The sequence below is a fragment of the Streptomyces sp. NPDC001410 genome, assembly GCF_042895235.1.
GTDB lineage: Bacteria > Actinomycetota > Actinomycetes > Streptomycetales > Streptomycetaceae > Streptomyces.
The window spans coordinates 214,302-227,241 of the sequence record NZ_JBIAWE010000004.1 but is presented as its reverse complement, the minus strand read 5'-3'; the positions used below and the strand labels follow the sequence as shown (position 1 = coordinate 227,241).

Below are 12,940 nucleotides of genomic sequence, written 5' to 3'. Positions count from 1 at the left end.
GCTCAGACGGTAGACGGCGGGAGCGGCAACGGCAGTCCGGGCAGTCCGTCCAGGCTGGTCGCGATGTGCTCCTTCTTGGTGAAATAGGCGCTCAGCGAGTCGTCGTCCTCGCGGGCGAACCGCTTGGCGTGCAGATCGCGGTCCTCCTCGTAGGCCATATAGGGGACGGCGTATCCGCAGCTGTCCCGCACCAGTTCGGCGTGGACGACGATGACCGCGCGCAGGCCGTGCAGGCTCGGGTCGATGTCCGGGAAGCGGGCGACCAGATCCCTGAAGCGCGGGTCGTCCCGGAAGACCGCCTCGCCCCGGCCGTGCACCCGCACGATGTTCGGCGGGCCCTGGAAGGCGCACCACATGAGGGTGATGCGCCCGTTCTCCCGCAGGTGCGCGACGGTCTCGGCGTTGGACCCGGCGAAGTCCAGATACGCCAGCGTGAGTTCGTCGAGCACCACGAACGAGCCCTTGAGGCCCTTGGGGGAGAGGTTGACCGTGCCCTCTGCGGAGAGTGGCGCGGTCGCCGTGAAGAAGAGTGGCTGCTCCTCGATGAACGTCCGGAGCCTTCCGTCTATGCGCTCATAGATCTTTCCCATGTCTAACGATTATTGACGGAAGTCGTTCGGCTGTCTAAGGAATTGCCGGATCCGCCGCGGCCGCCCCCGCCGGCGCTGTCCAACGGGGCGGCCACGGCTGCCTGTCATCTCACTTGGTGAGCGTGCAGGCGGCCAGCGAGTCCAGGCCGGTCGGCTTGGCCGAGGTGCGGCCGATGGAGATGGCGATGCGGTCGATGGTCGAGACCCGCTTGTCCTTCAGCGGGCCGAGGATCGCGTTGTTGACGAAGTTCGGCCCGCCCTGGCCCACGGTGTTCTTCAGTCGCGTGTTGGCCTCCTGGATCTGCGTCTGCAGCAGGGCCAGGTTGCGGTCGACCTCGGCCTTCGCGGATGCCGGGACGGCCGGCAGCCTGGAGGCCACGTCCGGGCAGGTGATCGTGCCCGCCGCGGTGCTCCCGCCCGCCGCGGCCCCACCGCCCGACTGCCGGCCGGCCGCGGTGCCCGGGGCCGCGGAGGCGGACGCCTGGCCGCCGCCCGCGTTCGCACCACCGCCCCCGACCCCGCCCGCGTTCAGGGTGCAGGGCGCCAGCGCGTCCAGCCCCGTCGGCTTGGTGCCCTTGCGGCCGATGGAGACGGCGATGCGGTCGATGGTGGAGACGCGCTTGTCCTTGAGGGGGCCGAGGATCGCATTGCTGACGAAGTTGGGCCCGCCTTGGCCCACGGTGTTCTTCAGTCGCGTGTTGGCCTCCTGGAGCTGGGTCTGGAGGAGGGCGAGGTTGCGGTCGACCTCGGCCTGGGCGGAGGCCGGAATCGCGGGCAGCTTCGACTTCACGTCGGGGCAGGTGATGGTGCCGGGGTCCGCCAGGGTGCGCGCGCTCCGGGCGGCGCCACTCGCCGACGACTCCGACGACTCCCCGGCGAGGGCGGAACCGGCGATCACCGCGCCGGAGAGCGCCATGGCGGCAGCGCCGCCGATGATCGCCACACGACGCTTGTTGTACTTCGGAAGTGCCCTGGACATGCGACTGCCTCACTTGGGTCAGGAGTGGGTTGTGATCAACGCGGCGCCGGCGTTCGGTGGGAAGTACGAGAAAGCGGTTGCCATTGTTCAAGCGGCCCGAGAATTGACGAATCATGCAGAGGTCTGCATACTCATGCATGTCAGCAAGTGCAGTGTGAGGAGAAACCCGTGGCCGAGCGCGTCGTACTCGCCTATTCGGGCGGTCTGGACACCTCCGTCGCCATCGGCTGGATCGCCGAGGAGACGGGCGCCGAGGTCATCGCCGTCGCGGTGGACGTCGGCCAGGGCGGCGAGGACCTGGACGTCATCCGCAAGCGCGCCCTCGCCTGCGGTGCTGTCGAGGCCGAGGTCGCGGACGCCAGGGACGAGTTCGCCGAGGAGTACTGCCTCCCGGCGATCAAGGCCAACGCCCTCTACATGGACCGCTACCCGCTGGTCTCCGCGCTTTCCCGGCCGACGATCGTCAAGCACCTCGTCGCCGCCGCCAAGAAGCACGGCGCCACCACCGTCGCCCACGGCTGCACCGGCAAGGGCAACGACCAGGTCCGCTTCGAGGCCGGCATCGTCGCCCTCGCCCCCGACCTGAAGTGCATCGCCCCGGTCCGCGACTACGCGATGACCCGGGACAAGGCGATCGCTTTCTGCGAGGAGAAGCGGCTCCCGATCGCCACCACCAAGAAGTCCCCGTACTCCATCGACCAGAACGTCTTCGGGCGCGCGGTCGAGACGGGCTTCCTGGAGGACATCTGGAACGCGCCGATCGAGGACATCTACGAGTACACGCAGAACCCGGCCGTGGCTCGCGACGCCGACGAGGTGATCATCACCTTCGAGGCGGGCGTCCCCGTGGCCGTCGACGGCAAGCCGGTCACCGTCCTGCAGGCCATCCAGCAGCTCAACGAGCGCGCCGGCGCCCAGGGCATCGGCCGGATCGACATGGTCGAGGACCGCCTCGTCGGCATCAAGTCCCGCGAGGTGTACGAGGCTCCCGGCGCGATCGCCCTGATCACCGCCCACCAGGAGCTGGAGAACGTCACCGTCGAGCGCGAGCTGGCCCGCTACAAGCGGCAGGTCGAGCAGCGCTGGGGCGAGCTGGTCTACGACGGCCAGTGGTTCTCCCCGCTCAAGCGCGCCCTGGAGGGCTTCATCGACGAGGCCAACCAGCAGGTCTCCGGCGACATCCGGATGACCCTGCACGGCGGCCGCGCGGTCGTCACCGGCCGGCGCTCGGACGCGTCCCTGTACGACTTCAACCTCGCCACCTACGACACCGGCGACACCTTCGACCAGGCGGCGGCCAAGGGCTTCATCGACATCTACAGCCTGTCGTCGAAGATCGCGGCACGGCGTGATCTCGCGGGCGGAGCCTGACGCCTACCTGGCCTGAGTACGGTTCGGACATCCACACCTTCTCTAGGAGCAGCGCAAGTGAGCAGCAACAGCGGTGACGTACGGCTCTGGGGCGGCCGTTTCGCCGACGGTCCCGCCGAGGCCCTGGCGAAGCTGTCCGCGTCCGTCCACTTCGACTGGCGGCTCGCGCCCTACGACATCGCCGGTTCACGCGCCCACGCGCGCGTGCTGCACAAGGCGGGGCTGCTCTTCGAGGACGAGCTGACCCGCATGATCGCCGGGCTCGACCAGCTGGAGGCGGACGTCGCGAACGGCTCCTTCGTGGGCACGATCGCCGACGAGGACGTCCACACCGCCCTGGAGCGGGGCCTGCTGGAGCGCCTCGGCCCCGACCTCGGCGGCAAGCTGCGCGCGGGCCGGTCGAGGAACGACCAGGTCGCCACCCTCTTCCGGATGTACCTGCGGGACCACGCCCGGATCATCGGCGGCCTGATCGCCGACCTCCAGGACGCGCTGATCGGCCTCGCCGAGGCCCACCCGGACGTGGCCATGCCCGGCCGCACCCACCTCCAGCACGCCCAGCCGGTGCTCTTCGCCCACCACGTGCTGGCCCACGTCCAGTCCCTGTCCAGGGACGCAGAGCGGCTGCGCCAGTGGGACGAGCGGACGGCCGTGTCGCCGTACGGCTCCGGCGCCCTCGCGGGCTCCTCCCTCGGCCTGGACCCGGAGGCGGTGGCTGCGGACCTCGGCTTCGAGCACGGCAGCGTCGGCAACTCCATCGACGGCACGGCCTCCCGTGACTTCGTCGCCGAGTTCGCCTTCATCACCGCGATGATCGGCGTGAACCTCTCCCGGATCTCCGAGGAGATCATCATCTGGAACACGAAGGAGTTCTCCTTCGTGACCCTGCACGACGCGTTCTCCACGGGCTCGTCGATCATGCCGCAGAAGAAGAACCCGGACATCGCCGAGCTGGCACGCGGCAAGTCGGGCCGCCTGATCGGCAACCTGACCGGTCTCATGGCCACGCTCAAGGCGCTGCCCCTCGCCTACAACCGCGACCTCCAGGAGGACAAGGAGCCGGTCTTCGACTCCTGCGACCAGCTGGAGGTCCTGCTCCCCGCCTTCACCGGCATGATCGCCACGCTCACGGTCAACCGCGAGCGCATGGAGGAGCTGGCCCCGGCCGGCTTCTCGCTCGCCACCGACATCGCCGAGTGGCTGGTCAAGCAGGGCGTGCCGTTCCGTGTGGCCCACGAGGTCGCGGGGGAGTGCGTGAAGGTCGCGGAGGCCGACGGCAAGGAGCTGGACGAGCTGACCGACGAGCAGTTCGCGAAGATCTCCGCCCATCTGACCCCCGAGGTCCGCACGGTCCTCAACGTCCCGGGCGCCCTCGCCTCCCGCAACGGCCGCGGCGGTACGGCACCCAGCGCGGTCGCCGTCCAGCTCACCGAGGTCAAGGCGGACGTGGCGGCACAGCACGGGTGGGCCACGGCCAAGCAGGCCTGACGGCCGGATCGCGGCAGACAGCAGGGCCCGGACATCGCGTCCGGGCCCTGCCTGCTGTCCGGACGGCTGGATAACGGATGGAATTCGGCCACTGGCCGGAACCTTGACTTGCTCCTACTTGGAGGTAAGCATTCCGGTTACCCGGTCGGCAATGCCGAACGCCGGTCGATCGCAGCCGAGCATGAAAGGGACGTCATGCGCGCACGACGTACAAAACGAACGGCCCGCCTTCTCGCCGTCACCGCCGTAGCGGCGCTCTGCGCCCTCGGCCTCACGGCCCCCGCGAGCGCCGCCGACACCCCGCCGCCCGGCGCCAACGACTGGTCCTGCAAGCCGGACTCCGCCCACCCGCAGCCCGTGGTCCTGGTGAACGGCACCTTCAAGACGTCGTACGAGAACTGGCTGACCCTGTCGCCCGCGCTGGCGAACGCCGGTTACTGCGTCTTCTCCTTCGAGTACGGCGACCTGGAGACCGCCCCGATCCCGGACTCGGCGGCCGAACTGCGGGACTTCGTGAACGCCGTGCTCGGCGCGACCGGGGCGAAGAAGGCCGACATCGTCGGACACAGTCAGGGCGGCATGATGCCCCGCTACTACGTCAAGTACCTCGGCGGCGCGACCAAGGTCGACGACCTCGTGGGCATCGTGCCCTCCAACCACGGCACCACCAACCCGCTCGCCCTCGCGGCCGGCGCCACCGTCTGCCCCTCCTGTGTCGACCAGACCGCCGGTTCGGACTTCCTGCAGAAGCTCAACTCCGACCCGGAGACCCCGGTGGGCCCCGACTACACGGCGATCGCCACCAAGTACGACGAGGTCGTGGTGCCGTACACCAGCGCCTTCCTCAAAGGCCCGGACTCGTACGTGACCAACGTCCTCCTGCAGGACCGCTGTCCGCTCGACATCACCGAACACGACCAGGCGCCCAAGTCGCCGCTGGTCCAGCAGTGGGTGTTCAACGCCCTGGAGCACGACGGACCGGCCGACCCCGCCTTCGTGCCGCGCTGCGTCTAGGGCGGGCTGAACCGCACGGGGCTGGGTAGATTGGTGCGAGATTCCCGCTCCTGGTGCGGGATCTCCACCGCCGATCGTGCAGGGAGTCGCCATGCCCTTCAGCCGCCTGGCCCACGCGACCACGCCCACCGCGCACATCGGCCTCGGCCTCGCCGCCGTCGGCCGCCCCGGCTACATCAACCTGGGCCGCGAGGAGGACCTCCCGCCGGTCCGCAGCGTCGACGCCCTGCGCGACCGCACCCATGACCTGCTCGACGCCGCCTACGCCCAGGGCGTGCGCTACTTCGACGTCGCCCGCTCCTACGGCCGTTCCGAGGAGTTCCTCGCCGACTGGCTGAACGCCCGCCCGGACATCGACGACGTGGTCGTCGGCAGCAAGTGGGGCTACACCTACACCGCCGGCTGGTCCACCGACGCCGCGCAGCACGAGGTGAAGGACCACAGCCTGGCGACGTACGAACGCCAGCGCGCCGAGACCGACGCGCTGCTCGGCGACCGGCTCGACCTCTACCAGATCCACTCTCTGACCCCGGACAGCCCTGCTCTCACCGACAAGGAACTCCACGCCGCACTCGCCGAGGCCGCGGCCGGAGGCCTGACCATCGGCTTCTCCACGAGCGGCCCCGCCCAGGCGGACGCGATCCGTGCCGCTCTCGCCGTGCGGGTCGACGGCGAGCCCCTCTTCCGTACCGTCCAGTCGACGTACAACGCCCTGGAGACCTCGGCCGGACCCGCGCTCGCCGAGGCGCACGACGCCGGACTGACCGTGATCGTCAAGGAGGGCATGGCCAACGGCCGCCTCGCCGCGCAGAACGCCCCTGACGCGCTGAAGGTCGTGGCCGAGGAGACCGACCTCGGCTGTGACGCCGTCGCCCTGGCCCTGATCCTGCGCCGGCCCTGGGCGGGTGTCGTCCTCTCCGGCGCCGCGACCGTCACCCAGCTCGCCTCCAACCTCCACGCGCCCGTCGTGGACCTGGACGCCGACCAGCTGACCCGCCTCGCCACGCTGGTGGAGGACCCGGGCACCTATTGGGAGCGGCGCGGACAGCTGCCCTGGCACTGACCGATCACCCCTGCTGACCAGCACCTATGAGTCGCTCACGCCTACGATGAGACAAAAATGTCTCACATGGGCTATGGTTGTCTCATGGCCCTGGATCGTGACCACGTGCTGCGCAGCGCAGCTGCCCTGCTGACCCGTAAGTCCACGGCGACCATGGACGAGGTCGCCAAGGCCGCCGGGATCAGCCGGGCCACACTGCACCGCCACTTCGCCGGGCGCGACGCGCTCGTACGGGCGCTGGAGGCGCTCGGCATCGCGGAGTGCGAGGCGGCGCTGGACACGGCCCGCCTGGACGAGGGTTCCGCGGGCGAGGCCGTGCACCGCCTGGTCCGGGCGGTCGAACACTCGGCCGCCCTGCTCGCCTTCCTCTACACCGAGAACCAGCTGTTCGAGGGCGAGGAACAGAACCAGGGCTGGGCTCGCATCGACGAGCGCGTCATGGCCCTGTTCCGGCGCGGCCAGGAGAACGGCGAGTTCCGCATCGACCTCACTCCGGCCTGGCTCACCGAGGCGCTGTACGGCCTGCTGGCCTCCGGCGCCTGGGCGGTCTCGGAAGGCCGCGTCGCCCCCAAGGACTTCACCCACATGATCGTCGAGCTGCTGCTCGGCGGCGCACTACGAAGAGAGGAATCATGACCAGCACCCTGCAGCATGGGGGTGCCCCCTGCTCGAGCGAAGTCGAGAGCTTGGGGGAACGTGCGGCGGAGGCGGAGAAGCGCCCGGGCCGCTGGCTCGCGCTCTCCGTCCTCGTCCTGGCCGTGCTGCTGGTGGCCGTCGACGCCACCGTCCTCGGCCTCGCGACCCCGTACATCAGCGAAGACCTCAACCCCTCCGGCACCCAGCTCCTGTGGATCGGTGACGTCTACTCCTTCGTCATCGCCGGTCTGCTGGTCTCCATGGGCAGCCTCGGCGACCGCATCGGCCGCAAGCGCATCCTGCTGGTCGGCGCCACGGCGTTCGGCGCGATATCCGTCCTGAACGCGTACGCGACCACCCCTGAACTCATGATCCTGGCGCGGGCCCTGCTCGGCGTCGCCGGCGCGACCCTGATGCCCGCCACCCTCGCCCTGATCCGCAACCTCTTCCACGACCCGCGCGAGCGCAGCCTCGCCGTCGGCATCTGGGGCGCCACCGCCTCCGCCGGCACCGCCGTGGGCCCCATCGTCGGCGGTTTCCTCCTGGAGCACTTCTGGTGGGGCTCGGTCTTCCTGATCAACCTGCCGGTGATGGCGGTCCTGGTACTCGTCGGCATCCGCACGCTGCCCGAGTCCCGCAACCCGAACCCCGGCCCCTGGGACCTGATCAGCGTCGTCCTGTCGCTGGTCGGCATGATCGGCCTGGTGTACGCGGTCAAGGAGGCCGCCACCCACGGCTTCACCTGGCCCACGCTCGCCGCGGCCCTGCTGGGCGCGTCGGCCCTCTACGGCTTCGTGCACCGCCAGCTCACCATGCCGGCCCCGCTGCTGGACATGCGCCTGTTCCGGCGCCGTGGCTTCAGCGGAGCGGTCCTCGCCGACCTGCTGACCGTGCTGGGCATGTCCGGCCTGGTGTTCTTCCTCTCCCAGTTCCTGCAACTGGTCCAGGGCAGGAGCCCCTTCGAGGCGGGCCTGGCCGAACTGCCCGCCGCCGTCGGCGCGGTGGCGGCCGGCCTGATCGCGGGCCGCGCGGCCCGCCGCTTCTCGGTACGGGCCGTGGTCTCGGGCGGTCTGGCCGCCGTGGGCATCGCCCTCGCCGTCCTCACGACCGTGGGCCGGTCGACGGGCTACCCGCTCCTCGGCGCCGCGCTCCTGGTCGTCGGCATCGGCGCCGGCTTCTCCTTCACGGTGACCGCCGACGTGATCCTCTCCAGCGTGCCCAAGGACCAGGCGGGCGCCGCCTCCGCGGTCTCCGAGACGGCGTACGAACTGGGCGCGGCCCTCGGCATCGCCCTGCTCGGCACGATCGTGACCAGCGTCTACCGCGACTTCACGGGCCCGGCCGGAACCCCGGCAGCCGCCCACGAGTCACTGGGGGCGGCGGTGGAGGCCTCGACGGAGATGCCCCCGCACGCGGCGGAGTCCCTCCTGGACGCGGCCACCGGCTCCTTCGTCCAGGGCCTGCAGCTTGCCTCCGGCGCAGGAGCAGCAGTCCTGCTGGCAACGGCGGCGGCAGCGTGGTTCCTGCTGAAGGGTCAGAAACTGGAAAGCAGCAACCTCTACGGCGATTAGGCGGCTTTGGCCTTCGTGGCGTACATGTCCACGTACTCCTGCCCGGACAGCCGCATGACCTCAGCCATCACAGAATCGGTCACAGCCCGCAGCACATACCGGTCCCGGTCCATCCCCTCGTACCGCGAGAACTCCATCGCCTCGCCGAAGCGAACGGTGACCTTCCCGGGCCGCGGCATCCCCGCCCCACCCGGCTGCAACTTGTCCGTGCCGATCATCGCGAACGGAACCACCGGCGCACCGGTCATCAGCGTCAGTCGCGCGATACCGGTGCGCCCCCGGTACAGCCGGCCGTCGGGCGACCGCGTCCCCTCGGGGTAGATCCCGAAGACCTTCCCCTCCTCCAGGATCCGCCGCCCGGTCATCAGCGCGGCGACGCCACCGTTGGCCCCGTCCCGGTCGACCGGGATCATGCCGACGCCGGTGAAGAACCACGCCATCAGCCGGCCCTTGAGGCTCTTGCCGGTGACGTACTCGTCCTTGCCGATGAAGTACACCTGCCGCTTGGTGACCAGCGGCAGCACCAGCGAGTCGATGAAGGTCAGGTGGTTGCCGGCCAGGATGACCGGCCCGTCCCCGGGGATGTGCTCCGCGCCCTCCACCTGTGGGCGGAACATCAGGCGCATGATCGGTCCGAGCACTGCCTTGATGAGCGCGAAGCGGGACAACGGGTCCTCCGATGTCGAGGGAAGCGATATGTGTCTGTGCAGGTGAGGACATTACTCGCGGCCCCGGGGGATGCGCACATCGGGTGCGGCCGGTTCACCGAGGTCTTACGCACTGTTGACACTGGTTTACCTGCGGTGACGCCCCGGTGTCCGTCAGTGACGTACGGCGACAGTGTGACGGAGGTCGCGCGAAACGCCCGCGGCCGAAGCCGACGGGCCGTCATGTCCCGCCTCGCACACGACAGACGGCGTCACCCGTGTGTTCGAACCGAGGTCTCCCGTCGGTCATGTGTACGCCCCTACGATCGGCGCGCATCGAAGAGGCAGGACAGCGGGAGGGCGCTCATGGACAGCGACCAGACGAACGAGCAGACGCAGGGCACGGGACGGCGGGCGCTCCTCGGCGCAGCGGTGCTCGGCGCGGGCGGGGCGGTCTTCGGGCTGCCCGGAACCGCCCGAGCGGCCGACGCCCGGACGGCCGGGTACGGCGGGCGGGGGCTGAAGAGCCTGCCGGTGCCGACGATCATCGGCCACCGGGGTGCCAGCGGCTACCGCCCCGAGCACACCTTCGGCTCGTACAACCTGGCCCTCGACCTCGGCGCCGACGTCGTCGAGGCGGGTGACCTGGTCCCCACCAAGGACGGACACCTCGTCTGCCGCCACGAGCCGGAGATCGGCGGCACCACGGACGTCGCCTCGCACCCCGAGTTCGCCGACCGCAAGACCACCAAGGTCCTGGACGGCGTCCCCACCACCGGCTGGTTCACCGAGGACTTCACCCTCGCCGAGCTGAAGACGCTGCGCGCGGTCGAGCGCATCCCGGCCAGCCGTCCGCACAACACCCTCTACAACGGGCGCTGGGAGATCCCCACGTTCGAAGAGGTCCTGAAGTGGCAGGACGAGCAGACCCGCAAGCGCGGCAAGCAGGTCTGGGTCTACCCCGAGACCAAGCACCCCACCTACTTCCGCAAGCTGGGCCTGGGCCTGGAGGAGCGGGTGGCGAAGCTGCTGCGCAAGTACGGCAAGGACAGCCGGAACTCGCCGGTCATCCTGCAGTCCTTCGAGCCGAGCAGCATCCAGAAGCTGAACCAGCTGGTGGACAACCCGCTCGTCGTGCTGCTCTCCTCGGCCACCAGCCGCCCCTACGACTTCGTCGAGGCGGGCGACCCGCGCACGGTCGCCGACCTGATCACGCCCAAGGGACTGCGGGAGATCGCCGGCTACGCGCAGGGCATCGGCCCGACGCTGGACCTCATCATCCCGAAGAACGCCGACGGCACCCTGGCCCAGCCGACCGCGCTGGTCTCCGACGCGCACAAGGTGGGTCTCGTCCTGCACCCCTACACCATGCGCAACGAGAACCCCTTCCTCCCGGCCGAGTACCGCAAGGGCAGCGCCGCGGACGCCTACGGCGATGTCTTCGGCGCCTTCAAGACGTACTTCGACACCGGCATCGACGGCGTCTTCACCGACAACGCCGACACCGGTGTGCTGGCCCGCGCCGACTTCCTGGCCGGCTGAGCCGCGCCGCCCTCGTCAACACCAAGGCCGTACCGCACCCCTTTAAGGGTGACTCCGCGCCGCCCCGGAAACCTGCCGCCGGGGCGGCGCGTCGTTCCGCATATGACGCATGACTTGGTGGTCACCCTGCGCCCGCTCCTCGCCGCCGAGGCCTCCGCCGAGGCATATGCCTCCGGGGGTGAGCCGGGTGATCTGGAGCAGGCCGTCTGGCTCCGGCTCCTGGAGCGTCTGGAGACCACCGGGCCGCCGTCCGACCCGCAGGGCTGGCTGCGCAAGGCCGTCCGCGCGGAGGCCCGCCGCAGCCGTCGCACCATCCGCCTCGAACGCCCGTACGGTGCCGAGCCGGTGGACGACACCCGCCCCGACCCCGAACAGCTGGCGCTCACGGCCGCCCGGTACCGCGCCCTGCGTGACGCGGTCCGCAGGCTGCCCGGCCGCTGCCCCCGGCTCATCGAGGCGCTGCTCTCCCCGAAGGACCTGACATACCGGGAGATCGCGGGGGAGTTGGGTATCTCACAGGGCAGTCTCGGACCGGAACGTTCCAGATGTCTGGGATGTCTGCGTCGATTGCTCACGCCGGAGGTTGCGGCCCGCGAAGTGCGGGGATAGGAGTGAGGAACAACAGGCGATCAGGTGAGCGGGAGGCATGCGCACATGGGCATGAGCGTGACCATCTCGGTGGCGACCGAGCAGGACGCGGAGCAGATCTTCAAGCTCCAGTACCTGTGCTTCCAGAGCGAGGCGGCGCTGTACGGCAACTACCGCATCGACCCGCTCGTCCAGAGTCTCGACTCGGTCCGTCAGGAGGTCGTCGCCGACTGCGTCTTCGTGGCCCGGCTCGGCGACGAGGTGGTCGGCGCGGTGCGCGGCAAGGTGACCGAGGACGGCGCCGCCGCCATCGGCAGGCTCTGCGTCCACCCGCGCCTCCAGGGCCATGGCATCGGCGCGCGGCTGCTGCGCGCGGCCGAGGCGGCGCTGGAGGGGGAGCGGGGTGCCACCAAGTTCCGCCTCTTCACCGGCCACCGCAGCGAGGGCAACCTCCGCCTGTACCGCCGGTCCGGCTACGAGACGGTGGGTAGGTCCAAGGGCGCGGACGGCGTGGAGATGATCGTCCTGGAGAAGCAGGCCGGTACTTACGCGACTACGGCGTGACAAGTACCTGAAGGGGCGCGGGGCTGTATTGATATGCGGCTCCGCCGCGTGGGCGCGACCAGCTACGACGGCCCCGCAGTCGCCCGCGCTCCTCAGGTACCCCGCTGAATCCGCGTCTTTCGCAACCAGTACATGGCAGAAAGCGGCAGCAGCACGGGGATGAAGATGTAGCCCATCCCATAGTCCGACCACACGGTCGCGTCGGGAAACGCCGAGGGCTCCACGAGCGTCCACGTGCCGACGACCAGCACGCCCACCAGCTCGGCTGCGCAGCAGACTCGCGCAGCCCTGCGGGCCGTCTCGCCGCCACGGACCAGCGTGTACGTGATGAACCCGTACACGACACCCGCCACCGCCGACAACGAGTAGGCGAGCGGCGCCCGCTGAAAGTCCGTCGCGATCTGGTACGCCGAGCGCGACACCGCGCCGACCACCATCACGCCGTAGAACCAGACGAGCAGCATCCCCGGCCCGCTGATCAACCGGGTCGGCTTCTCCTCGACAGCCGTCATCTCAGCCTCCCCAGATGTCGTAGAGCCGTACCTCGAGCACGGCCAGCACCACGCCGCCCGCCGCCACCGTCACCGAGCCCCAGCGGGTCCGCTCGGCCAGGGACATGAAGCCCGCCGCCGGCACGCACGCGAACGCGCCCAGCAGATACGCCACGAAGATGGTCGTGCCCTGCTCCGGCTTCTCGCCCCGGGCCAGCAGCACGATCCCGGCCACCAGCTGGATCACGGCCAGCAGCGACACCACGGCCATGCCGATGAAGTGCCAGTCCTTGGTCGGCTGGTCCCGGTAGGCGGCCCAGCCGCACCAGGCGGCGAGCAGCAGCGCGGCGACTCCGGTCACCAGCGTCAGGGCGTTGAGCATGCGGTGACCTTATT

General features: G+C 70.0%; 14 protein-coding genes. 9 read left to right on the top strand and 5 right to left on the bottom strand.

The window, feature by feature from the left end; translation table 11 throughout:
* Positions 1–2: 2 nt before the first annotated feature.
* The gene (locus tag ACFY3C_RS10450; protein WP_386574788.1) at positions 3–590 is read right to left on the bottom strand and encodes a pyridoxamine 5'-phosphate oxidase family protein; all 588 of its coding nucleotides are present in this window, start codon (positions 588–590) and stop codon (positions 3–5) included.
* Positions 591–699: 109 nt separating this feature from the next.
* Positions 700–1,569 (bottom strand): hypothetical protein, encoded by an 870-nt coding sequence (locus ACFY3C_RS10445; protein WP_390770473.1) that lies wholly within the window; start codon positions 1,567–1,569, stop codon positions 700–702.
* Positions 1,570–1,737: 168 nt separating this feature from the next.
* On the opposite strand from ACFY3C_RS10445, the gene ACFY3C_RS10440 reads away from it, so the two are divergent.
* The 6 genes from ACFY3C_RS10440 to ACFY3C_RS10415 all read left to right on the top strand — a co-directional run bounded on the left by ACFY3C_RS10440 (position 1,738) and on the right by ACFY3C_RS10415 (position 8,712).
* The gene (locus ACFY3C_RS10440) at positions 1,738–2,940 is read left to right on the top strand and encodes an argininosuccinate synthase (RefSeq protein ID WP_390770472.1); all 1,203 of its coding nucleotides are present in this window, start codon (positions 1,738–1,740) and stop codon (positions 2,938–2,940) included.
* 57 nt (positions 2,941–2,997) lie between these two features.
* A complete protein-coding gene (gene argH / locus ACFY3C_RS10435; protein ID WP_390770471.1) occupies positions 2,998–4,428 on the top strand; it encodes an argininosuccinate lyase in 1,431 nt (476 codons plus the stop codon).
* A gap of 195 nt (positions 4,429–4,623) precedes the next feature.
* Positions 4,624–5,442 (top strand): alpha/beta fold hydrolase, encoded by an 819-nt coding sequence (locus tag ACFY3C_RS10430; protein ID WP_390770470.1) that lies wholly within the window; start codon positions 4,624–4,626, stop codon positions 5,440–5,442.
* Positions 5,443–5,533: 91 nt separating this feature from the next.
* Positions 5,534–6,505 carry an aldo/keto reductase gene (locus ACFY3C_RS10425; RefSeq protein WP_390770469.1) on the top strand — a complete coding sequence of 324 codons (972 nt, stop codon included), beginning with the start codon at positions 5,534–5,536 and terminating at the stop codon, positions 6,503–6,505.
* Positions 6,506–6,589: 84 nt separating this feature from the next.
* A complete protein-coding gene (locus tag ACFY3C_RS10420) occupies positions 6,590–7,141 on the top strand; it encodes a TetR/AcrR family transcriptional regulator (protein WP_386574794.1) in 552 nt (183 codons plus the stop codon).
* Positions 7,138–8,712, top strand: a complete 1,575-nt coding sequence (locus ACFY3C_RS10415; RefSeq protein ID WP_390770468.1) for an MFS transporter — start codon at positions 7,138–7,140, stop codon at positions 8,710–8,712. Before ACFY3C_RS10420 ends, ACFY3C_RS10415 begins: the two co-directional genes overlap by 4 nt.
* Here ACFY3C_RS10415 and ACFY3C_RS10410 read toward each other — a convergent pair.
* Positions 8,709–9,380 carry a lysophospholipid acyltransferase family protein gene (locus tag ACFY3C_RS10410; RefSeq protein ID WP_386574796.1) on the bottom strand — a complete coding sequence of 224 codons (672 nt, stop codon included), beginning with the start codon at positions 9,378–9,380 and terminating at the stop codon, positions 8,709–8,711. The two genes, ACFY3C_RS10415 and ACFY3C_RS10410, sit on opposite strands and share 4 nt — an antisense overlap.
* A 345-nt stretch (positions 9,381–9,725) precedes the next feature.
* Between ACFY3C_RS10410 and ACFY3C_RS10405 the strand changes: the two genes are divergently transcribed.
* The 3 genes from ACFY3C_RS10405 (at position 9,726) to ACFY3C_RS10395 (ending at position 12,053) form a co-directional block, all read left to right on the top strand.
* On the top strand, positions 9,726–10,901 hold the full coding sequence (locus tag ACFY3C_RS10405; RefSeq protein ID WP_390770467.1) for a glycerophosphodiester phosphodiesterase: 1,176 nt from the start codon (positions 9,726–9,728) through the stop codon (positions 10,899–10,901).
* Between the two features lie 102 nt (positions 10,902–11,003).
* Positions 11,004–11,510, top strand: a complete 507-nt coding sequence (locus ACFY3C_RS10400) for an RNA polymerase sigma factor (protein ID WP_390770466.1) — start codon at positions 11,004–11,006, stop codon at positions 11,508–11,510.
* A 45-nt stretch (positions 11,511–11,555) separates the two neighbouring features.
* Positions 11,556–12,053: a GNAT family N-acetyltransferase gene (locus tag ACFY3C_RS10395; protein WP_386574799.1), complete on the top strand. Its 498-nt coding sequence runs from the start codon at positions 11,556–11,558 to the stop codon at positions 12,051–12,053.
* 92 nt (positions 12,054–12,145) lie between these two features.
* On the opposite strand, the gene ACFY3C_RS10390 is transcribed toward ACFY3C_RS10395, so the two are convergent.
* Both ACFY3C_RS10390 and ACFY3C_RS10385 read right to left on the bottom strand, forming a co-directional pair.
* Positions 12,146–12,565 (bottom strand): hypothetical protein, encoded by a 420-nt coding sequence (locus tag ACFY3C_RS10390; protein ID WP_390770465.1) that lies wholly within the window; start codon positions 12,563–12,565, stop codon positions 12,146–12,148.
* Between the two features lies 1 nt (position 12,566).
* The gene (locus ACFY3C_RS10385) at positions 12,567–12,926 is read right to left on the bottom strand and encodes a hypothetical protein (protein ID WP_386574801.1); all 360 of its coding nucleotides are present in this window, start codon (positions 12,924–12,926) and stop codon (positions 12,567–12,569) included.
* Positions 12,927–12,940: the final 14 nt, after the last annotated feature.

Excerpts from the sequence above, each read along its gene's own strand:
- ACFY3C_RS10405 (WP_390770467.1), top strand. The coding sequence starts at position 9,726 with ATGGACAGCGACCAGACGAACGAGCAGACGCAGGGCACGGGACGGCGG.
- ACFY3C_RS10390 (WP_390770465.1), bottom strand. The coding sequence starts at position 12,565 with ATGACGGCTGTCGAGGAGAAGCCGACCCGGTTGATCAGCGGGCCGGGG.
- ACFY3C_RS10415 (WP_390770468.1), top strand. The coding sequence starts at position 7,138 with ATGACCAGCACCCTGCAGCATGGGGGTGCCCCCTGCTCGAGCGAAGTC.
- ACFY3C_RS10400 (WP_390770466.1), top strand. The coding sequence starts at position 11,004 with ATGACGCATGACTTGGTGGTCACCCTGCGCCCGCTCCTCGCCGCCGAG.
- ACFY3C_RS10420 (WP_386574794.1), top strand. The coding sequence starts at position 6,590 with ATGGCCCTGGATCGTGACCACGTGCTGCGCAGCGCAGCTGCCCTGCTG.
- ACFY3C_RS10430 (WP_390770470.1), top strand. The coding sequence starts at position 4,624 with ATGCGCGCACGACGTACAAAACGAACGGCCCGCCTTCTCGCCGTCACC.
- ACFY3C_RS10385 (WP_386574801.1), bottom strand. The coding sequence starts at position 12,926 with ATGCTCAACGCCCTGACGCTGGTGACCGGAGTCGCCGCGCTGCTGCTC.
- ACFY3C_RS10450 (WP_386574788.1), bottom strand. The coding sequence starts at position 590 with ATGGGAAAGATCTATGAGCGCATAGACGGAAGGCTCCGGACGTTCATC.
- ACFY3C_RS10425 (WP_390770469.1), top strand. The coding sequence starts at position 5,534 with ATGCCCTTCAGCCGCCTGGCCCACGCGACCACGCCCACCGCGCACATC.
- ACFY3C_RS10395 (WP_386574799.1), top strand. The coding sequence starts at position 11,556 with ATGGGCATGAGCGTGACCATCTCGGTGGCGACCGAGCAGGACGCGGAG.
- ACFY3C_RS10445 (WP_390770473.1), bottom strand. The coding sequence starts at position 1,569 with ATGTCCAGGGCACTTCCGAAGTACAACAAGCGTCGTGTGGCGATCATC.